Here is a 21744-nt window from a genome sequence, read left to right as displayed (position 1 = left end):
ATCACTCATGGACATGTAATTTTATAAGCTATTCAGCTGGTTATGGTATAAGTGACACTTTAATCATTGAATGACAACTAAACCATAACTATTTATAAACTATGATATTCAGCTTAAATTATACAAAACAAGCCCTTCAGGTTTTCGCCCTCTTTTTTTCAATAAGTATTTTCTCTCAGGTTGCGGTAGGTAGCGGAAGCTATACCACCACTTTTCCGGGAACAGATTCCGCAGGACGAAATGGGTTTCCGTCGGGTACGCCATACCTTTCCGGAATGGCTGCTGGTAAACCGGTCCCTACAAACGATTGGTGGTCTGCTTTGATGAAAAATGGTACAGCCGATAATTTGTTTAATTATCCCATGACCATGAAAACGGTCAGCCAGGGCTTAGTAGTAACCTACATCCCCTGGGGGGTTATTGATGATCAGCAACCCATAATAGTCGGAGTTCAGGGGTTGAATGCGGCTCAAACAACGGTTTCAAATTATTCCGATTGGACGGTAACTATGGATTGGGAGAATCGATTTAATGCAACCTCCGGCATTGGAATGCCCTTCGTTTATTTTGAAAAGGGAAATTCCGAAGTGGCGTCAATTACCATAAACCTGGGAACGGTGAATGTTTCAGGTGAAATGATTACTGTTACCGACGCGCGAAACGGAGCTGATTTTGCCATATATGGACCTGTTGGAAGCACATGGGTACAAAATGGCAACACCTATACCTCTACCCTCAATGGAAACAATTATTGGTCTATGGCGATGATTCCGTTAACGGCCTCAAATGTGACTACTGTTGCCAATGCCTATAAGAAATACGCCTATGTATTCCCTACCAACACGGAAGTATCCTGGAACTTTAATGAAAGCACCTCTGTTTTAACAACACAATTCAACACCACAGTGGATGTCAAGGATGGCTCAGGCGTTAATACTAAAATATTACAAGGGCTTCTGCCTCACCAATGGAACAATTTGGCTTCCGGATCGGATACACCTGGAGGCGATTCGTATAGCTCCATTCGCGGCGAATTAAAAATGCTTGAGGGAAACACCTTTTCAACAGAAAACACCTTTAAGGGAATTCTCCCTACCCTACCCTATTTGGCAAATTACAGCTCAGGTTTTAGCCCACCGGACTTGCATTCCAAAATAACTCAGATTGAAAATGACGCCTTAGCCAGCTGGACGGATTCTTATAATGAAGGTCAGGTGATGAACCGGTTGATTCAGACGGCACGCATTGCGGATCAAATGGGCAATACAACAGCTCGGGATAAGATGATTGCCACCATTAAAGAACGCCTGGAGGATTGGCTGACCTATGAATCGGGAGAGGTGGCCTTTTTGTTTTACTACAACAGTGATTGGTCTGCGCTACTCGGATATCCCGCCGGCCATGGTCAGGACACCAATATTAACGACCATCACTTTCACTGGGGCTATTTTATCCATGCGGCCGCCTTTATGGAACAGTTTGAGCCCGGTTGGGCGGATAATTGGGGCGCTATGATCAATGTATTGATTCGAGATGCTGCATCTTCGAATAGAGCAGACACCCAATTCCCTTTTCTGAGAAATTTTAGCCCATTTGCCGGTCATTGTTGGGCGAATGGAACAGCGTCCTTCCCGCAGGGGAATGATCAGGAATCCACCTCTGAGAGCATGCAGTTTAATTCCTCATTGATTCACTGGGGTGCGATTACAGGTAATGATGCGATTCGAGATCTCGGCATTTATCTGTACACCACCGAACAAACCGCGATCGAAGAATATTGGTTCGACATGTATGAACGTAATTTTAGTCCCTCACACCCGTATAGTTTGGTGTCTCGAGTATGGGGAAATAGCTATGATAATCAAACCTTTTGGACATCGGATATCGCGGCCTCGTATGGCATAGAACTCTATCCAATGCATGGAGGGTCCTTATATCTCGGTCAAAACACAACCTATGTGCAAACCATATGGAATGAATTAAAAGCGAATACGGGCATACTAAACCCCAATGACACCAATCCCAATCTTTGGCACGACACGATATGGAAATACCTGTCTTTTTTAGACCCTGCTGAAGCCATAGCACTCTACAATGCAGATCCTGACAGAGTTTTGAAATTTGGAGTTTCTGATGCACAAACCTATCATTGGCTACACGCCATGAATGCCATGGGTCAGTTGGACGCAACCATTACGGCAGATTATCCTATAGCAGCCGTTTTTAATAATGGCGGCGACAAAACCTATGTCGGCCATAATTATACAAATGCGCCTATAACCATTACCTTCTCGGATGGCTTTACATTAGATGTTCCTGCTAATACTATGGCTACCAGTAAAGACGTGAACGTTACCGGGGAACTAACTTCGGACACCTATCAAACTACAGAAAATGGCATAGCCAACCTAACCACTTCCACAACAGGTAGCGGCATCACAAAAGTAGAATTTTATAATGGAGACACCTTGCTCAGTGAGGATACCACTGCGCCTTATGCATACACTACCGGTAATTTGGCCTTGGGGATTTATAATATGTATGCTAAGATCCATACGGCTTCTGGTTTTGCTTTAAGTAATATAATTACGATCCAGGTTGGAGATCAGGTACCATATTCTGGTATGCCGATTGCCATCCCTGGGACTATTGAGGCAGGGCATTATGATATTTTTGAAGGCGGGAGCGGTCAGAACATAGCCTATTTTGATTCATCAATCGGAAACAATGGCGATTTCAGAACTACTGAAGATGTAGATGCCGAATCGGATGTTACAGAAGGTGCTACCGTTGGATGGATTGCCGACGGCGAGTGGTTGGAATATACAATTGATGTTCAGACTACAGGTTGCTATAATTTGGATATACGCTTTGCCTCGGGCAACACTAATGGCGGCGGGCCTATCTATTTTGAAATTGATAATGTGAAAATCAGCCCGGATATTGTATTTAGTTATACCGGTGACTGGGGTAATTGGAGCACTAAAGCAGTGAGTAATATTGATCTGACGGCAGGGGTACATGTTCTTAGATTGGTGGCAATGGCCGGTGAGGTGAACCTGGGTAGAATGACATTCGCATTCGATGGTTCCGAATGTACACCAATTGGTGAGAACACGGGGCTGCCATTTGATTTTGAAACGGAGCCGACCACAGTGGATTTTAACGATTTTAATGGTGGTGTTGGTACCGTAGAGGCGGTTTCAGGACCTCAAAGTACCGGGAATAGCAGTTCGAATTTAGCCAAAATAATTCGATATGGAGACAATCCGGAAATTCATAAAGTCTGGGCTGGATCCTATATCGACCTTAATGAAGGCTTAAACTTCAGCACCAAGAAATACATCACCCTTAGGTTATGGACGGAGGCGCCGGCAGGAACCACGGTGAAATTAAAGCTTGAAGAACAGGCGAATCGAGGTAATGCTACGGATAGAGATGCTACAACGACGGTTTCGGGCCAATGGGAAACCCTAAGTTGGGATTTTTCAGCCGCTGGGGTCAGTAATTATGATAGCCTGGTCTTTATGTTCGATTTTGGAAATTTAGGAGACGGCAGCAATACCTCAACCTTTTATTTTGACGATGTGCAGCAGGTGGCAAGTTTATCAGCAGTCCATCCTGATTCCGAATCTTTCAAACTGTTTCCAAATCCTGCCAGTTACAGCTGGAATATAAAATCTCAAAACCACATCATAAGGTCGATTCAGGTATTTGATATTTTGGGTAAGAACATACTATCCGTTAATCCGAATAGAAAGGAGGCCTCTGTTAATGCTGCAGGATTAAAACCAGGGATGTATTTCGCTAAGATAAGCACAGAACGGGGATCTATCACTTTGAAATTAATTAAACAGTAAGTATAAAATTTTGTTTTTATTCCAGATTGGGGTGCTTTTATTGAGGGCACCCCTTTTTGTTTTGTCATATATTACTTAATTTGCTATACGTTTTGTAAAATAAAAATGTTAGATGATATTTTAACAGCGGTTCCTTTTGGTATTATTCTGGCTTTTACCATTGGCCCAGTGTTCTTCGTGTTATTGGAAACCGGTGCCACCAAAGGCTTTAGAAGCGCTTTAATTTTCGATTTGGGCGTCATTATGGCGGATATCATCTTTATTCTCATCGCCTTTTACAGCACGAACAATCTGCGCGGAAAAATAAGTAACGATCCCAATTTTTTAATTTTTGGAGGGGTATTATTGGTTGTATATGGTGTGATTTCCTTTATACGGACCTCACAGTCCTTCAGGGCCATCGTTAAGGAATATCATAAGATTGAAATACAAAAAGACTATGGTAAGCTATTTGTTAAGGGATTTTTACTCAATTTCATCAATATAGGCGTCTTGTTGGGTTGGCTAGGCTTTATTGTTTTGGGCGATTCCCTGACCAGTTCCGAAAACGGGGAACTCATATTTATTATTTCCATGTTATTCACCTATTTTATAACCGATGTCTTTAAGATTTTAATTGCTAAGAAGTTAAGAGCACAACTAACACCAAGGCTCATATTCAAGGCAAAAAAAATAATTGCCATGGTCATTTTAGGGTTTGGTGTCTTGTTGTTGGTGCAAGGGGTCTTTCCAAAGACCTATGAGAAAAACATTGAAAAGCTGGAAAATATAAAACCACTAAAATAGCGGTATAGGAGCTAAAAAGCATACCGGGATTCAAAGAGGCTTCGACTGCCTGCCCGTCAGCAGGCGGGCGCTCAGCCTGACATTTGAATCCCGGTAACTCTTTTGAGGCGTCAAGCGGATTCGAACCGCTGTAGAAGGTTTTGCAGACCTCTGCCTAGCCACTCGGCCATGACGCCATTTGAAAAAAAACACATCAAAGCCTGCTTTGATGTTTTTTTAAATTGGATTCCTTTTTTAAGAGGAATCCAGTGCAAATGTAAAAAAAAATAACAGCTTTTAATCGGTATTAGCCTTTTTTCGCTTATCCTTCATTTTTACCGTCACCTGTTGCACATCGCCACCGATCGGAGGGTTGAGTTTGCTCACCCTGACAGTGGCTTTTGACACCAAATCGACCTCCTTGAAAATACGGTCTAATATCCGTCTGCAAACCGTTTCGAGCAAATGCGAAGGCTGGTTCATTTCTTCCTTTATAATCCGATTTAAAAAGACGTAATCGACCGTGTCCTTTAATTGATCACTTTTAGCCGATGGCTGTAAATTCGCCTTCACTTTTAAATCAACCCGGTAGTCGCTTCCAATTTTAGCCTCTTCCTTCAGACAGCCGTGGTAGGCAAACACACGAATATTTTCGACTTTTATAATTCCCATGGAATCTCATTTAAGTCGGTAAAATTACCTAATTTTGCGCAATAATTTTCGTTTAATTACGAGAGTTTCCAATTACTAATTTTTGGAGATTTCAATGTTATGTCAGAAGAAAGAAAGTCATTAAATTTCATTGAGCAAATCATAGAAGAGGATTTAGCCAATGGGTTGCCAAAAGATAAGTTGCGTTTTAGATTTCCACCGGAGCCGAATGGGTATTTACATATCGGACATACCAAGGCTATTGGAATAAGTTTCGGTTTAGGTGAACAGTACAATGCCCCTGTGAACCTAAGATATGACGATACGAATCCGGTGAAGGAAGAACAGGAGTATGTCGACGCCATAAAAGAAGATATTGCATGGCTGGGCTACACATGGGATCAGGAGCTGTATAGCTCCGATTATTTTCAAACCCTTTATGATTGGGCAGTCGAGCTTATAAAGAAGGGCAAGGCCTATGTGGATTCGCAATCCAGTGAGGCCATGGCGGAACAAAAAGGAACACCGACACAAGCCGGAACGGACAGCCCGTTCAGGAATCGGAGCGTTGCTGAAAACCTGGATCTCTTTGAGCGTATGAAGAACGGAGAATTTGAAGAAGGCGAACATATTTTGAGAGCAAAAATAGATATGAAACACCCGAATATGCTGATGCGTGATCCTATAATGTATCGTGTGATTCATAAAGAGCATCACAGAACCGGGAGTGATTGGTGTGTTTACCCGATGTATGATTGGACCCATGGAGAAAGTGACTACATTGAACAAATTTCACATTCCTTGTGTTCCCTGGAATTTAAGCCTCACAGAGAGCTTTACGATTGGTTTTTGGACCAGGTGGTCGACTCAGACAAGTTAAGACCTAAGCAGCGCGAATTTGCCCGTTTAAATTTAAGCTACACGATTATGAGCAAACGGAAGTTGCTCAAACTTGTGGAGGAAGGTGTGGTAAACGGATGGGATGATCCCAGAATGCCTACAATTTCAGGAATCAGGAGAAGGGGATATACGCCAAATGCGATTAAAAAGTTCGTTGAGACCGTCGGTGTCGCCAAACGCGATAACGTCATCGATGTATCGCTCTTAGAGTTTTGTGTTCGCGAGGATTTGAATAAGGTGGCTCCCAGGGTCATGGCAGTGTTGAATCCTGTGAAACTGGTGATTACAAATTACCCCGAGGACAAGGTCGAGTGGTTGGATGCAGAGAACAACCAGGAGGACGACACTGCAGGTTATAGAAAAGTACCCTTTACGCGTGAACTCTACATCGAGCGGGAGGATTTTAAAGAGGAAGCGGGCAGCAAATTCTTCAGGTTGAAGTTGGGCGGAGAGGTTCGGCTAAAGAATGCTTATATTATTAAGGCAGAAAATGTTGTAAAGGATAGTGAAGGACATGTTGAAGAGATTCACTGTACCTATTCAGAAGATACCGCCAGGAAAGTGAAGGGCACGTTGCATTGGGTCTCTATTGTGCATGCCATCAAAGCTGAAGTCAGGGAATACGACAGGTTGTTTATGGATGAAGCACCGGACAGTCATCAGGACAAAGATTTTACGGCGTTTTTAAATCCGAATTCCTTAAGGACGATACAGGCTTATGTTGAACCGAGTTTAGAAGGAGCTACTGTAGGTGAGCGCTATCAATTTCAACGTTTGGGGTATTTCAATGTGGATGATGATTCGACTCCGCAACATTTGGTGTTTAATAAGACGGTAGGTCTGCGGGATACCTGGGCAAAACAGTCCGTTAAGACAAAACAAAACCCTCCGGCAAACAAACAACAACCGCAACCTCCAAAGCGCAAAGCGATAGATGTGATTCAGCAGTTAGGCAAGAAGTATACAAATTTACCGGAGGCAAAGCAGCAGAAAGTAAAGGCCGAAATTGAGAAACTGGCTAAAGATGTGAGTTATGCCGAATTGGCCCCCTTGTTTCATACGGCGGTAAAAAAAGTGGGAACCCGTATTGCCGTTGCGATAACACTCAAGGTGTTACTGAATCAAGGTTTGGAGCGAAATGTAGAGATTGATAAGTTTATTTCAACAGCGTTAATTGATATCAATAATGAGCTTCGTAATGTGGCAAGTAACCTTTAAATAAGCTAAATGGACCATAGATATAGATGGGTAGATCAAGCTAGAGGTTTGGGAATTTTTCTTGTGATCTATGGACATAACTTTCCAATTATTGAATCCTATATATATAGTTTTCATGTTCCCTTGTTTTTTTTTATTGCGGGGATGTTTCATCCTAAAAAGGTTGATTTAGAGAAGATAATACATCGTGCCAAATGTATTATAATTCCTTATTTTGCATGGAGTTTTATGTTATATGGTTTTTGGTTTCTTATTGGAAGGCATTATGGAAACAGTAAAACTTATGATTTAGATCCTTTAAAGGAATTTTTAGGCGTTTTCTATGCCCAGGGTGGTATTCAGTTCATGGATTGGGGTATACCAATGTGGTTTTTGCCGTGCATTTTTTTGTCATTTTTATTGTTCTCTTTAATTCTCGAAATAAATAACAGGTATATCCAATACATAGTATTTATTATTTTGTTGCTCTTTGGTGTTAGTTATCCTGTTTTTTTTGAGGTTAATCTTCCTTGGAGTTTTGATGTCGCTTGTGTCTCATTATTTTTTTATGGATTGGGTTTTGTTTTGAAGAATAAATTGATAACAGCTCAACGGGGAATAAAATCAATTGGGGTTTTATTGCTCTGCTTGATGTTGAGCTTGATATCAGGTTTAATTAATTCCAAAGTAGATATGTATAGGTCTGATTATGGCAATATAATATTGTTTTTAATCAGTGGGTTAGCCGGCTGCTTTTTTGTTCTTTTATTTTTTAAAATTTTCCGTATGAAAACAGGCTTTGCTTTTTTGGGAAGAAATACAATACCGATTTTAGCACTTCACTTAAGAGCGTTAACTGTGATAAAATTAGCTCTGGTTGGTATTGGAATAACCCTTTTCAATTTTAGTGAACACATAAAATTGGGCCTTGTTTTTTTACAGATTTTACTTCTTTTACCAATCGTGTTATTAATTAACAAGTACATGCCAATATTGAATGGAAAGGTTAAGAAATAGATTTTATACTTTTTTTCTAAAATATAGAAATCAAATAGTGTTTAATGTATCATTAAATGTATTATTTGTTTTTTGTATAACACTATCTTCATATTGGAACATCCCTTTATCAGGGGTCAAGGACCATTTTATGTACATAGTTCATGTTGTTTTGTTGCAGTTTTCGATTGCTGGATACATTTACTTAACAACAATGAATAAATGGTTGTTTATGTTGGTTTTTATGCCTATTTTTTTCATTCTTTGCCTATTTTCATATTGGGTTTATACTCAAGATATTTCAGTTACAAATTCTTTGATCCATGCGGTTATAGAGACAAAACCCTCCATTGTTGTCGACCTGTTGTCTTTTCCATACCTAATGTTTATGTTGTTGCTGGTCGCTTTGTTAGTTGTAATTGGCTGGGTTTTCAAAAAAATTCCTTTTAAGGGAAATTTGCCTTTCTTCACGATATCCTTAGCGTCCATTTCAACGTTTTTTTTAATAGAGAATATTCGCCCTAATACCCTAAAAAGCAGATTGCCATACAGTGTTATTTATGGTGTTACTGAATACTACAAAAAAGTTGATTATGTGTTTAATTCAGTACCAGAAACCATAACCGCACTGAAAGATAGTTTGAATATTGTCTTAGTACTTGGTGAATCTGTCCGAGCAGATCACCTGCAGTTAAATGGATATGCTAAAGAAACGACACCTTATTTGGTTAGAAATAAGAATGTGGTTAGCTATAGTAATATTTATACACCACACACTTATACAGGGTCGAGCTTGCCAAGAATACTAACAGATGCGAGTGTCGACACTAATAATCTTAATAATATTACTTCAATATTTGATGTATTTAACCGCAGTGGGTATTATACCATTTGGATTGGAAATCAAGAATTAGAAAAGAGTTATAAGAGTATTGTTGATACCAATAATAAGGTGTTGTTAATAGACAGTTTGAGATCTGTGTATAGTTTCAGGAAGGCTTTGGATGAACAATTGTTAAAACCGTTTAAGAATAGTGTTAATGAAGCGAAAGCAAGGGGCTTGTATACGTTACACATGATGGGCAGTCATTGGTGGTATGAGAACAGATACCCTGAAAGTATAAGACAATTTAGGCCAGTAATCAACTCAAAACATATTCCGTCTTTAAACGGCGAAGACATTATAAACTCATACGATAATACCGTAGTGTATTTAGACCATCTTATTAATGAAATAATTAAAATATTGCAGGACTGTAATGTGCCTAGTATATTGATTTATCTTTCGGATCATGGAGAGATTTTAGGAGAAAACGGTAAATGGCTTCACGCGCAAAATGATGAGGCTAGTAGAAATCCGGCAATGTTTGTTTGGTATTCAAATAGATTTAAAGAAATATACCCTTTAAAGGTTGAAGCGTTATCCAATAATAATTACAATCATTATACTACGGATATTTTATATTATAGCCTGTTAGACTTAATTGAAATTAAGGGATTAAATTACGATAACACTCAAAGTATCTTTACCAAGAAATAGAGATGATTTGATGTTTTACTTAATGTTAAAAACAATCTAGTTATAAGTTTTTTAACTACATTTATGTACTAACTAATCATTTTAACTATTATGGAAATTAATTTTTTAGCAATTTTAGCTGCAGCTGTTTCTGCTCTTGTTGTCGGATTTATTTGGTACAATCCTAAGGTATTTGGTACGGCATGGATGCAGGCAGCAGACATGACTGAAGAAAAGATAAAAGGCGGGAATATGGCCAAAATTTTTATTATGGCCTTAATTTTTGCATTTCTTTTGGCCATGTCCATTATGCCAATGGTTATTCATCAAATGGGGGCTTACAGTCTAGTTCAGGGTGAGCTCGGGGTATTACCGTCTTATGATGCCTTTATGGCGGATTACACAAATGAGTTTAGAACCTTTAAGCATGGTGCTTTTCACGGTGTTTTAGCCGGTATTTTTATCGCCCTGCCTATTTTAGGCACCAATGCGCTGTTTGAACGAAAGGGTGCCAAGTACATTCTTGTAAACAGTGGTTACTGGGTCGTTACCCTGGGTGTTATGGGTGCGATTATCTGTGGATGGCATTAACATTTTGTAATTTTTAAATAGAGATAAAGACTGAGGTAATTTAATTTCAGTCTTTTTTTTGGTATTGAAAACGTTTCGCATTTTTAATTCATTTAAAGAGTTTCCGGCTAACTGGGATGCTCTTGTTGCTCATGATATTTTTTTACAATCAAAGTATTTGGAGGCATTAGAAAATGTGGCACCCGACAATATCCAGTGGTTCTATATCGGGGTAATGGAAAATGATGCCCTCGTGGGTATGGTCGTAATACAACGGGCCCAGTTGTATCTTAGGGACATGTTTAGAAAAGCGGCGAGATCACGATTAAAAGAGTTTTTTAGAGACCTTGTATCGAGAATATTAAAGGGTAATGTCCTAGTCGTTGGCAATTTAACCCATACAGGTCAACATGCACTTTATTATGATCAAAATAAGATAGCACCATCAGAATTCTTCGATTTACTATTTAAGGGCGTTGAGGTCTTAACAGAGAACATACTAAAAACCTATGGAAAGCGGATTAGAGCTGTTGTGCTGAAAGATTTCTTTATTGAAGACCCCATTTTCAGAAACAGAACGTTTTTTACTTCTAAAAACCTACATGAAGTGAGAGTGCAGCCCAATATGATGATGCTATTACCTGAAAACTGGCACACCATGAACGATTATATTGGATCTTTAAAAAAGAAATACAGGGATCGATACAGACGGGCCAGAAGGAAACTAAACGGAATTGTTACGAAGGAGCTTGATTTAAATACGACTCAAGGGTGTTCAAAATGGATGCACGAATTGTATCTCAATGTTTCGGACAACGCCCGATTTAACACCTTTATTTTACCTCAGAACCATTTTTATGAACTGAAGCTAAAATTAAAGGACAAGTTTAAGGTCTATGGTTACTATTTAAATGATGTGCTCGTCGGGTTTTACACCCTTATTTTGAACGGGAAGGATTTAGAAACGTATTTTCTGGGATATGACAGCAAACATCAGTATTCAAATCAGCTTTACCTGAATATGTTGTATGATATGCTACAGTTTGGTATTGAGAATCGATTTGATACCATCGTATATGCCAGAACTGCGATGGCGATAAAGAGTTCAGTAGGCGCGAAACCGGAACCCATGGTGATGTATTTGAAGCATACAAATCCTTTTTTAAATGCCATTTTATATCCGGTGTTTAAACTTATGAATCCCGCACAGAGTTGGGAAGAACGCCATCCTTTCAAAGAGACCAATTAATCCTATCTTTGTAATTTCACAAACTGTAATAATTAATAGAGATTAGCTTAAAGTCACTCATATTAGTAATCATTAACAGCCTTGTTTTTTTCGTAGCCGTACTGCTGTCAATCACGTTTTATAACCAGTTTTCGGACGTTTTAAAGAACCGAATCCTTCAACAGCTCAATTCTATAAAAACCTTAAAAGAGAATCAGCTGGAAAAGTTGATTCAATCCGAATGGCAGGAGTTCGTCAACAATTCCAACACCAAATTACCTGAAGATAGTTTACATATTAATTTACCGAAGAAGATTACGCAGCCCGGGATATATGATTTCACTTCGTTTTTAGAGCATAAAGAATTGGCCATTGCCTTGGTAAGCATTAAAGACAGTGCATCTGTTATAAAGATGGTGGATTACGAAAAGGTTATGGATGTGCTTTTAGAACGAACCGGAATGGGCAATACGGGGGAGTCCTATTTAGTTGGTGAGGATTTTAGAATGCGAACGCAATCCCGATTTCTTGAAGATGTGTCTCCAACAGATATCATGGTGAGAACGGAGGGTGTTCGCAATGCCTTGAACTCCAAATCCGGTAAAGGAATTTACAAGGATTACAGGAACATTGATGTCTATGGCGTTTATAGCCTTATTGAACTTTCAAATTTGAAATTGACTATTCTTTCCGAAATAGATAAGGACGAAGTTGAGGCGCCTTTGAAAAGCTTAAAACGACGGCTTTTAATTCTGCTGTTGCTTATTATGCTAATAGCTATTTTTCTGTCCTTGTTTTTAACCAAGATTATTGCAGACCCTATAATAAAGATGAAAAAGAGTCTTAAAGTCATGGCGCAGGGCAACTATGATGGTACGGATACCTATTCAAAAAATTCTGATGAAATAAAAGAAATGTATGAAGCCTTGAATCTTTTAAAGAAGTCATTACAAGGTGCTGTGGACTTCTCAAAGAAGATCGGTGAAATGAATTTAAACACCAACTACAGTCCAAAAAGTAAAAACGATGCACTCGGAAATAGTTTAATAAAAATGCGGGACAAACTTATTGAATTTAGAAACAGTGAGACGACCCAGAGCATGCGAACCAAACGCCAACTATTGGATGGACTCGAAAATGAAAGACGTCGCCTCTCCCGTGAACTGCATGATGGGATAGGCCCCCTTTTAACATCTTTAAGGATTTATATTGAGAACAAAGTAGAGGATAAGGCCTTACAACAGGAAATGAAAAAATTGGCGGACGAAACCATTTCGGAGGTCCGGCTTATGTCGAATGCCTTAATGCCTTCGACGATAGATGATTTTGGAGTAGGGGTAGCGCTAAGTAATTTTTTTGATCAGATGCGAAAATCTACTGAGACGTCAATTGCCTTTGAAGATTTATTAAAACCAGAGCAGAGCAGAATTACCAAGGATCAGGAAATTAATCTTTTTAGAATATGTCAGGAACTCACAAACAATAGCTTAAAACATGCGATGGCAAAAAATATTAGAGTCACCCTGTCTGAATTTGATGATTTTATCTCACTTTTTTATTTTGATGATGGTATTGGGTTTGATCTTAACAATGTAAATTTGGGTTCTGGCATAATCAATATAAAAGAACGTGTGGAACTATGTAACGGCACAATCGAGATAAACTCTAAGCCAGGCAATACAACTTTTATAATCGAGTTACCAATAGAAAATGGAAAAAATTAGACTCATTATTGCGGATGATCATGAGCTCTTTAGAAATGGCCTTGAAGAGCTTTTAAAAAGACATAACGATATAGAAGTCGTAAACTGTGTGAGTGATGGAGTTGAATTGATCGAATTTATTAACGGGCATCAAGACATTGACATTGTTTTATTGGATATAACCATGCCAAACATGGATGGCTTTGAAGCTTTAAGGCAATTAAAACACGTAAGCAGTCAAATTAAACCAATTGTAATTTCAATGCATGATGAGGGTAATTATATTGCGAAATGTGCCAAAATGGGGGCTTACGGCTATCTTTTAAAGAATACCGATCAGGAAGAGTTGTTAAAGGCTGTGAGAACAGTGCGTAAGGGAAAGAAATATTTCAATCAAAATATTTCAGAGAAGATGATCAATTTTATGTCGGAACATCCGGTGAGCAACGCTATGCTCTCAAAAAAAGAACATGAAGTATTAGAACTGATATCAAAGGGATTGACTACTAAGGAAATTGCAGTAAAACTGTATGTGAGTTCGAGAACCATAGAATCCCATCGCGCCAACATACTTAAAAAGCTTAATGTTAAAAATACAGCGGAACTTATTAAAAAGGCGGTTACACTGAAGTTTATTTAGTAGCGGCTAATCCGTATTTATACGGATGCAAATTAGGTGATTTCTCATAGGGTTATGCACTCATGTTCGTGCTTAATTTTACACCAAAATTAAAACGAATGGTCATATGAGAAATCTGATTTTATGTTTAGTTGCTGGTTTAATGTCCATGGGTCTGATGGCTCAAAACAGAAACGAGCTAAAAGGACCGGCTTACAAGAACTATAAACCTTGGTTAAATAAGACCGAACCGGTAGTGGTTTATACACTAGAAAAGCAAGAAAAATTAATTGGACCTGCCTATAAGAACAGAAAGCCCTGGGATGAGAAGGGGGAAGTAAAATATACGGCTGTTGTATTTGGTTCAGAACGTTCAAAGCTTAGGGGACCGGCCTACAAAAATTATAAGCCTTGGCGCAAAACAGGGCGATAATGGCTGCCAAATAAAAAAACCAGCCTAAAGCTTTAGGCTGGTTTTTTTTATCCCTTTTCGAGTGCATGTTATAACTGAACAGTTAAACTTGTGCGCGCAATCTGATCAGGTCTCTTTTGGCGGATTATTCTTGGCTTGTTTCATAGCCTCTCCTATCTGATTACTGGCTGTAAAGCTCGCCACCATATCGTTCAACATATTACTGCCGGCTTGTGGTGCATTTGGCAATAAAATGAGGTTACTGTTCGTTTCTTCACCCAATGACTGAAGGGTGTCGTAATGTTGTGTAACCACAATTAATGCCGAGGCCTCCTGACTGTTGATCCCTACTCGGTTCAATACCTCTACTGACTCCTCCAGACCTCGCGCAATTTCACGTCGTTGATCGGCAATTCCCTGTCCTTGTAGCCGCTTACTTTCAGCTTCAGCTTTTGCCTTTTCAACGATTAATATCCGTTGGGCATCACCTTCATATTGTGCAGCTATTTTTTCACGTTCAGCAGCATTAATACGGTTCATTGCTGATTTAACCTGAGCATCGGGGTCGATATCTGTTACAAGGGTCTTAATAATATCATAACCGTAATCGAGCATGGCATCGTTCAACTCTGCTTTTACAGCAATGGCGATATCGTCCTTCTTGACGAACACATCATCCAACTTCATTTTCGGGACTTCAGCACGAACCACATCAAACACATAGCTGGTAATTTGGTCGTGAGGATAGTCCAATTTATAAAATGCGTCATACACCTTGTCACGGATAACCTTGTACTGGACGGATACTTTTAAGCGGACAAATACATCATCCAAAGTTTTGGTTTCAACCAACACGTCCAATTGCTGTATTTTAAGGCTTAATTTACCCGCAATTCTATCGACTAAAGGAATTTTCATCTGTAATCCGGAATGACGAATACTTTGAAAACGTCCAAAACGCTCAATAACTGCCGCTGTTTGTTGTTTAACTATAAAAAAGGCTGTAACTAAAATGATGAGCCCCAATAAAATAACAATGGGAAAGAAAAGATAGTTCATAATAAATGTTTAATGAGGATTAAAAAATTAAGATACAAAATTTATACTATATTTGATCGGTATTCAAACCAATTCATAGCATATGAAATATAAACTTCGTACACTATTAGTAGTGGGATTACTAGTTTTTGTTACAAAAAGTTTTGCACAACATAAAACGTACAACATAACCAATGGCATAGGTGTTTTCGGGGCACTCACACAATTTGATATTGAAACCGATAATTTTATCACGAAACAGGACAACGGGTTCTTATTTGGTGCCTCTGCAACGGTGGATATCCCGCACAGATGGTACAACATGAGTTATGGGATGCAGCTTTCGGAAAATTATATCAATATAGAAGGTAGAGCCACATCGTCCGGACAGGGACAGGAATTAATAAAATACAAATTGTTTGCTGCGCAGTTGGCCTTACTGGGACATATTAAATTGATTGGTAGTCATTTGACGATTGATGCGGGACCCATGATACAATACAATGGGAAATTGGAACTGGAGGACGACGATCAAAAGGACTACTTCATTAATAATTATGACAACCTGAAGGCGGAAGATATCAGTTCCATATCACAATTTAACTTCAATGGTCTGATTGGGGCTTCAATAGGATATGGATTTTTTAGATTAAAGGCCCAATATATTTACGGGTTTACAAACATGTTAAAAAAACTAGAAGACCAGAATCTCGATACAACAGGCGGGGATGAGCGCTTTAAGGGGAATCAATCCATGTTGGTTTTCGGAGCGATGATTTCGTTTTAATAAAACAGCAAAGCCTATAAGGTGTTGGGTTTAATGGGATTAAGGCAACGTCTCTTCCTTATTAAACTTCGTTGGCTTGCTGACCTATTTTAACTTGTTGATCATTGTTTTTATCCTGCTAACGGTTTCGGTTTTGCCTATGAGAAACATGATTTCAAATACGTCAGGACCTTGCAAGGCGCCTACCAGGGCTAATCGCAATGGCATCATTATTTTTCCGAACCCCATTTCGTTACTGGTTATCCAGCTTTTGATGGTTATTTGAAGGTTTTTAGACGTATATTCATCAATGGCGCTTATTAAATCGAGCAATTGTGTCATTACGTCGGGGGTATCTTCCTTAAACGCCTTTTTTACCGCTTTTTCATCATATTGTTTAGGGGCCTGAAAGAAATAGAAACTTAAGTCCCAAAAATCACTAATAAACGTAGCGCGTTCCTTAACCAGTCCCACAACAAGTGCAATGTAGTTTATATCAATATCATTGAGTGCGTCGTATTGTGATTTAAAGGATTCAGCCAGTACCGCGTTCGACTGTTGTTGCATGTAATGATGATTGAACCATTTTATTTTGTCCGGGTCAAAACGCGCCCCTGCCTTATTCACCCGTTTTAAGTCAAACGCCTCAACAAGCTCTTCCAAACTGAAAATTTCCTGCTCGGTGCCAGGGTTCCATCCTAAAAAAGCTAAAAAGTTAACAACAGCTTCCGAAAAATAGCCGTCCTCTTTGTAGCCTCTTGAAACCTCATGAGTTTTAGGATCTTCCCATTCTATTGGGAAGACTGGAAAATTTAATTTATCGCCATCGCGCTTACTTAATTTGCCTTTACCGGTTGGTTTTAAGATCAATGGTAAATGTGCAAAATGTGGGACGTCCCATGAAAACGCATCGTATAACAGGTAATGCAATGCCAAAGACGGCAGCCACTCCTCTCCCCTTATAACATGGGTAATCTCCATGAAATGATCGTCAACGACGTTCGCCAAATGATAGGTAGGCATACCATCGCTTTTAAAGAGGATTTTATCGTCTAATATATTGGAGTCGATTTTTATGTCACCTCTGATCATGTCTTTAAGCATCAGGGTTTTGTTCTTTGGCGACTTAAACCTGATAACATAATGCTCACGATCCTCGAGCCTGGCTTGGGTTTCTTTAGGACTTAAGGTTAAGGAGTTGACTAATTTTTGACGATTGTGCCAGTTGTATATGAACGTTTTTCCTTTGCTTTCGTGATCCTTTCTATGAGCATCCAGAGACTCGGGCGTGTCGAACGCATAATAGGCATGACCGGAGGCAATCAAGGCATCCGCATATTGTTTGTACAATTCTTTTCTGGCACTTTGTCTGTAAGGACCAAATTTTTCGTTTTTACCCGGGCCCTCGTCAAAAGGAATACCGCACCAGTTCAAAGACTCAACAATGTAGTTTTCGGCGCCTTTAACGTAACGGCTACGATCCGTATCTTCAATTCTAAGGACAAATGTTCCGTGATGTTTTTTGGCAAAGAGGTAGTTGAACAGAGCAGTCCGTACACCGCCGATATGTAATGGTCCTGTAGGACTGGGCGCAAATCGCACGCGTACATTCTTGGTCATTTTTGATATTTTTTCCAAAGATACAATTAACACATTATTATATACCAAGTACTAAATAAAATTGTAGTTTAGTGTGATTGTATTTAAGGATGACCAATTTCAGCAACATATTAAAAAAGTTAGAGCAATTTGTTCGGAAGTATTATATCAACGAACTGCTTAAAGGCAGCATGTTGTTTGTTGCCATTGGGTTGTTGTATTTAATGTTTATACTTTTTTTGGAGTATACTTTGTGGTTAAATCCCACCGCACGGACGATTTTGTTTTGGATGTTTGTTTCAGTGGAGCTGTTGTTATTGGGTAAATTTATTGTGATGCCTCTGGCCCGACTTTTTAAGATCAAAAAAGGCATAAATCACCAGGCAGCGTCGAGGATTATTGGGCGCCACTTCCCTGAAGTTAATGACAAATTGCTCAATGTATTACAACTGAACCAGTCTGTTGTGAAGTCTGAATTGTTATTGGCCAGTATTGAACAGAAATCGATTGAATTGAAGCCTATTCCCTTCAGGCTGGCAATAGATTTTAGAAAAAACCTGAAATACTTAAAGTACGTCGCTATACCTGTGGCTATTCTTTTACTGAGTATCCTTTTTGGGAATTTCAGTTGGTTTAGTGAAAGCTATACCCGTGTGGTGCATTACAGAACGCCTTTTGAACCGCCGGCTCCCTTTCATTTTTTTCTTGAAGATGAAGCGTTAAGGACCTTAGAGAATAAAGATTACAAACTTAAGGTAAAAACCATTGGAGAAATTGTCCCTGATAATGTTCAGATTCAATTTAATAATGAATCTTATTTTTTGCAGAAAACTGGTGCATCAGAATTTGAGTATGTATTTACCAAACCAAAGGCCTCTATAGAATTTCAACTTGAGGCCAATGGATTACGGTCGCGCCCATATCAGTTATACGTTGTTGAAGTACCTTCTATGGTAAGTTTTGAAATGGATCTGACTTACCCAACCCACACCAAGAAGAAGGACGAGACCATTAAAAACACCGGTAATGTTATTGTTCCGGAAGGGACGAATATCAACTGGAATATAAAAACCAAATCGACTGATGAAGTACACCTCTATGCCAAGGATAGTTTTAATTTTTCAATGATCGACGATAACGCATTTTCTGCATCGAAGAAGGTCTATAGAAACATGCCCTATACCATCAGTACGAGTAATGAGAATGTCAACAATTATGAAAACCTGAGCTTTAAAATAAACGTTGTCAAAGATGAATACCCGGAGCTAAGGATCAAGGTCGAAACGGACACCCTCGATCAGCAATCGATGTATTTTTATGGACAGGCAAGTGATGATTATGGGTTGTCAAAATTACTGTTGGTGTATTATCCTCAAGGTGAAGAGGAACGCAAGAAGAAAGTGAATATAGATATACCTGCTTCCAATGTAGCGCAGTTTGTGTCGGCTTTCCCAAATAACCAGGATGTCATGGAAGGCCTGCCTTATGAACTCTATTTTCAAGTGTTTGACAATGATAAGGTAAACAACATTAAAAGTTCTAAGAGCAAAACGTTTTATTATAGAAAGCGAACCCGGGAGGAGGAAACGCAAAGGGACTTAAAGCAACAAAATGAGACGATAGAAGATATGAACAATTCGTTGAATGGTTATAAGAAGCAGGAAGAACGTCTCAAGGAGTTGACCAAGACACAGAAGGAAAAGTCGATTTTAAATTTTAGTGATCGAAAGAAGTTAGAATCATTTTTAAAACGGCAACAGCAGCAGGACGAAATGATGAAGAATTTCAATAAGAAACTAAAGGATAATTTAGAAGATTTTCAGAATAATAGTGAAGAGCCGGATCAGTTTAATGAGGATTTAAAGAAACGGTTGGAGGAGAATGAGAAACAGTTAGAAGAAGATGAAAAACTGTTGGAAGAATTAAGAAAGCTTCAGGATAAAATTAATCAGGAGCAACTGGTTGATAAATTGGAAGAACTCGCAAAGCAGAATAAAAATAAAAAGCGAAGTTTAAATCAGTTATTGGAATTGATGAAACGGTTTTATGTAGAAAAGAAATTCGAAAAGTTAAATGATGATTTGCAGCGCTTAGGTGAAGAACAAGAGAATTTATCCAAAACATCGAAAGAGGAAAACACAAAGGAGAAGCAAGAAGATCTCAACGAACGATTTGAGAACTATAAAAATGATTTGGATGAACTGGAGGAGGAGAATTCTAAGCTAAAAAAGCCGATGGATATACCAAGAGATAAACTGGATGAAAATGAAGTGGATAAGGAACAAAAGAAAGCAACTGATCAGTTAGAGGAAATGGATCCAAAGGGTTCTGATGCAGAAGAAGGAGATCAGAAAGAAGATGGTGCCGAACAGGAGGAAGAACAACTTAACAATGTTAAGGAAAGCCAGAAGAAGGCTGGACAGAAGATGAAACAAATGAGTCAAAAAATGCAAGGTGCAATGCAAATGGGTGGTGGCGAGCAAATGCAGGAGGACATGGAAATGCTCAGGCAGATTTTAGATAATCTTGTGGTATTTTCTTTTGACGAAGAGGCATTGATGGATCGGTTTAAGGGAATTGAAATAAATCATAATAAATACGCGTCCTATTTGCGAAAGCAAAATGACTTGAAAGAACATTTTGAACATATTGACGATAGTCTTTTTGCCTTGTCCTTACGACAACCTAAAATTTCGGAGCAAGTGAACAAGGAGATAACCGAAGTCTATTTTAATATGGACAAAGCTTTAGAATTATTGGCTGAAAATCAATTGTATCAAGGGGTATCCAAACAGCAGTTTGCGATAACAGCAGCCAATAATTTGGCTGATTTTTTAAGTAACATCTTAGATAATATGCAAGAAAGTTTAAGTATGTCGCCCGGTAAGGGAAAGGGAGATATGCAGTTACCTGATATTATTATGAGTCAGGAAGAACTAAATAAAATGATGCAGGAAGGGCTTAAAGAGGACATGAAGGGTCAGTCAGAAAAGAAAGGAAAGGAAGGAGACAAAAATGGAGAAGATAGAGAGGGCGAGCAAGGAGAGAACGGTAATACTGAACAAGGAAACGGAGATAAGGAGTCAGAAGAGCTATTGAATGGCATGTTATATGAAATTTATCAGCGTCAGCAGGAACTGCGTAATGCTTTGAGAGAACAACTTGAAAAGCAGGGAAAGAAAGGTGTTGGGGATAGGATTTTAAAGGACATGGAAGATGTCGAATTGGAGTTGTTAAACAGGGGGTTTACAAACCGAACACTTCAGAAGATGATGCAATTGGAGCACCAATTGTTAAAACTTGAGAATGCCACCTTTATGCAAGGCGTGGAAAACAAAAGGGAAGCCAAGACAAACAGGGATACTTTTAATAACCAAATCATGGATCAGATTCCGACTGCCAGGGAATACTTTAATTCGACCGAAATTTTGAACAGGCAGGCCTTACCATTGAATCAGGAATACAAAAGAAAAGTTAAAGTCTATTTTAATTCAGAAGATGATTGATTTTATTTATGAGACTGATTTTAGGTTAGCAAACGAGGATCGAATTTCAAGATGGATTACAGATAGTATAAAGTCAGAAGGCTTTAAAGAAGGGGATATTACCTATGTGTTCTGTAATGATGATTATCTGTATCAGATAAATGTAGAATATCTAAACCATCATACCTACACGGACATCATAAGCTTTGACTATAAGTTAGGAAAAACCCTACACGGAGAGATCTATATTTCCGTGGACAGGGTAAAAGACAATGCGAAAAGATACAATGTTGAGTTTTATAATGAACTGTGTCGTGTGATGATACACGGTATACTTCATTATTGCGGGTATAAGGATAAATCAGAAAATGAAATAGAGTTAATGAGAGAAAAGGAGGATTACTATTTAAGTGTTTTGGAGATATTGTGAAATTGG

At 38.8% G+C, this 21744-nt stretch carries 17 protein-coding genes and 1 tRNA gene; 13 read left to right on the top strand and 5 right to left on the bottom strand.

Annotated elements, in window-relative coordinates:
- Positions 1-101 precede the first annotated feature (101 nt).
- The gene (locus MR041_RS04685) at positions 102-3860 is read left to right on the top strand and encodes a glycosyl hydrolase (protein ID WP_242092425.1); all 3759 of its coding nucleotides are present in this window, start codon (positions 102-104) and stop codon (positions 3858-3860) included.
- Positions 3861-3965: 105 nt separating this feature from the next.
- Positions 3966-4646 (top strand): LysE family translocator, encoded by a 681-nt coding sequence (locus MR041_RS04680; protein WP_242092424.1) that lies wholly within the window; start codon positions 3966-3968, stop codon positions 4644-4646.
- Positions 4647-4751: 105 nt separating this feature from the next.
- Here MR041_RS04680 and MR041_RS04675 read toward each other — a convergent pair.
- Together MR041_RS04675 and folB are read right to left on the bottom strand one after the other, a co-directional pair.
- A tRNA-Cys gene (locus MR041_RS04675) sits at positions 4752-4822 on the bottom strand.
- A gap of 100 nt (positions 4823-4922) precedes the next feature.
- Positions 4923-5297, bottom strand: coding sequence for a dihydroneopterin aldolase (gene folB, locus MR041_RS04670; protein WP_242092423.1), 375 nt, complete (start codon positions 5295-5297; stop codon positions 4923-4925).
- 99 nt (positions 5298-5396) lie between these two features.
- Between folB and MR041_RS04665 the strand changes: the two genes are divergently transcribed.
- Positions 5397-7394, top strand: a complete 1998-nt coding sequence (locus MR041_RS04665; RefSeq protein ID WP_242092422.1) for a glutamine--tRNA ligase/YqeY domain fusion protein — start codon at positions 5397-5399, stop codon at positions 7392-7394.
- Between the two features lie 9 nt (positions 7395-7403).
- On the top strand, positions 7404-8390 hold the full coding sequence (locus MR041_RS04660; RefSeq protein WP_242092421.1) for an acyltransferase family protein: 987 nt from the start codon (positions 7404-7406) through the stop codon (positions 8388-8390).
- 270 nt (positions 8391-8660) lie between these two features.
- Here the strand turns inward: MR041_RS04660 and MR041_RS04655 are convergent, their stop codons facing one another.
- Complete coding sequence (locus MR041_RS04655) at positions 8661-8858, bottom strand: hypothetical protein (RefSeq protein ID WP_242092420.1); 198 nt, start codon at positions 8856-8858, stop codon at positions 8661-8663.
- Between the two features lie 52 nt (positions 8859-8910).
- On the opposite strand from MR041_RS04655, the gene MR041_RS04650 reads away from it, so the two are divergent.
- The 6 genes from MR041_RS04650 to MR041_RS04625 all read left to right on the top strand — a co-directional run bounded on the left by MR041_RS04650 (position 8911) and on the right by MR041_RS04625 (position 14441).
- Positions 8911-9909 carry a phosphoethanolamine transferase gene (locus MR041_RS04650; RefSeq protein WP_242092419.1) on the top strand — a complete coding sequence of 333 codons (999 nt, stop codon included), beginning with the start codon at positions 8911-8913 and terminating at the stop codon, positions 9907-9909.
- A 90-nt stretch (positions 9910-9999) separates the two neighbouring features.
- Positions 10000-10479, top strand: coding sequence for a DUF1761 domain-containing protein (locus tag MR041_RS04645; protein ID WP_242092418.1), 480 nt, complete (start codon positions 10000-10002; stop codon positions 10477-10479).
- A 64-nt stretch (positions 10480-10543) separates the two neighbouring features.
- On the top strand, positions 10544-11707 hold the full coding sequence (locus tag MR041_RS04640; protein WP_242092417.1) for an uS9 family ribosomal protein: 1164 nt from the start codon (positions 10544-10546) through the stop codon (positions 11705-11707).
- Positions 11708-11913: 206 nt separating this feature from the next.
- The gene (locus tag MR041_RS04635; RefSeq protein WP_242092416.1) at positions 11914-13410 is read left to right on the top strand and encodes an ATP-binding protein; all 1497 of its coding nucleotides are present in this window, start codon (positions 11914-11916) and stop codon (positions 13408-13410) included.
- Positions 13397-14029: a response regulator gene (locus tag MR041_RS04630; protein ID WP_242092415.1), complete on the top strand. Its 633-nt coding sequence runs from the start codon at positions 13397-13399 to the stop codon at positions 14027-14029. Before MR041_RS04635 ends, MR041_RS04630 begins: the two co-directional genes overlap by 14 nt.
- Before the next feature lie 106 nt (positions 14030-14135).
- Complete coding sequence (locus MR041_RS04625) at positions 14136-14441, top strand: hypothetical protein (RefSeq protein WP_242092414.1); 306 nt, start codon at positions 14136-14138, stop codon at positions 14439-14441.
- Positions 14442-14546: 105 nt separating this feature from the next.
- On the opposite strand, the gene MR041_RS04620 is transcribed toward MR041_RS04625, so the two are convergent.
- Positions 14547-15479 (bottom strand): SPFH domain-containing protein, encoded by a 933-nt coding sequence (locus MR041_RS04620; RefSeq protein ID WP_242092413.1) that lies wholly within the window; start codon positions 15477-15479, stop codon positions 14547-14549.
- A gap of 82 nt (positions 15480-15561) precedes the next feature.
- Between MR041_RS04620 and MR041_RS04615 the strand changes: the two genes are divergently transcribed.
- The gene (locus tag MR041_RS04615) at positions 15562-16245 is read left to right on the top strand and encodes a hypothetical protein (RefSeq protein WP_242092412.1); all 684 of its coding nucleotides are present in this window, start codon (positions 15562-15564) and stop codon (positions 16243-16245) included.
- A gap of 84 nt (positions 16246-16329) precedes the next feature.
- Here MR041_RS04615 and gltX read toward each other — a convergent pair whose 3' ends face one another.
- Positions 16330-17844 (bottom strand): glutamate--tRNA ligase, encoded by a 1515-nt coding sequence (gene gltX / locus MR041_RS04610; RefSeq protein ID WP_242092411.1) that lies wholly within the window; start codon positions 17842-17844, stop codon positions 16330-16332.
- 89 nt (positions 17845-17933) lie between these two features.
- Here gltX and MR041_RS04605 point away from each other — a divergent pair, with 89 nt between their 5' ends.
- Together MR041_RS04605 and ybeY are read left to right on the top strand one after the other, a co-directional pair.
- Complete coding sequence (locus MR041_RS04605) at positions 17934-21329, top strand: DUF4175 family protein (protein ID WP_242092410.1); 3396 nt, start codon at positions 17934-17936, stop codon at positions 21327-21329.
- Complete coding sequence (gene ybeY / locus MR041_RS04600; RefSeq protein ID WP_242092409.1) at positions 21322-21738, top strand: rRNA maturation RNase YbeY; 417 nt, start codon at positions 21322-21324, stop codon at positions 21736-21738. The genes MR041_RS04605 and ybeY overlap by 8 nt, the downstream gene beginning before the upstream one ends.
- Positions 21739-21744 lie beyond the last annotated feature (6 nt).

Source organism: Aestuariivivens sediminicola (assembly GCF_022662015.1).
GTDB lineage: Bacteria > Bacteroidota > Bacteroidia > Flavobacteriales > Flavobacteriaceae > Aestuariivivens > Aestuariivivens sediminicola.
The sequence above is the reverse complement of the archived record's forward strand: the minus strand, read 5'-3'. Positions and strand labels throughout refer to the sequence as shown.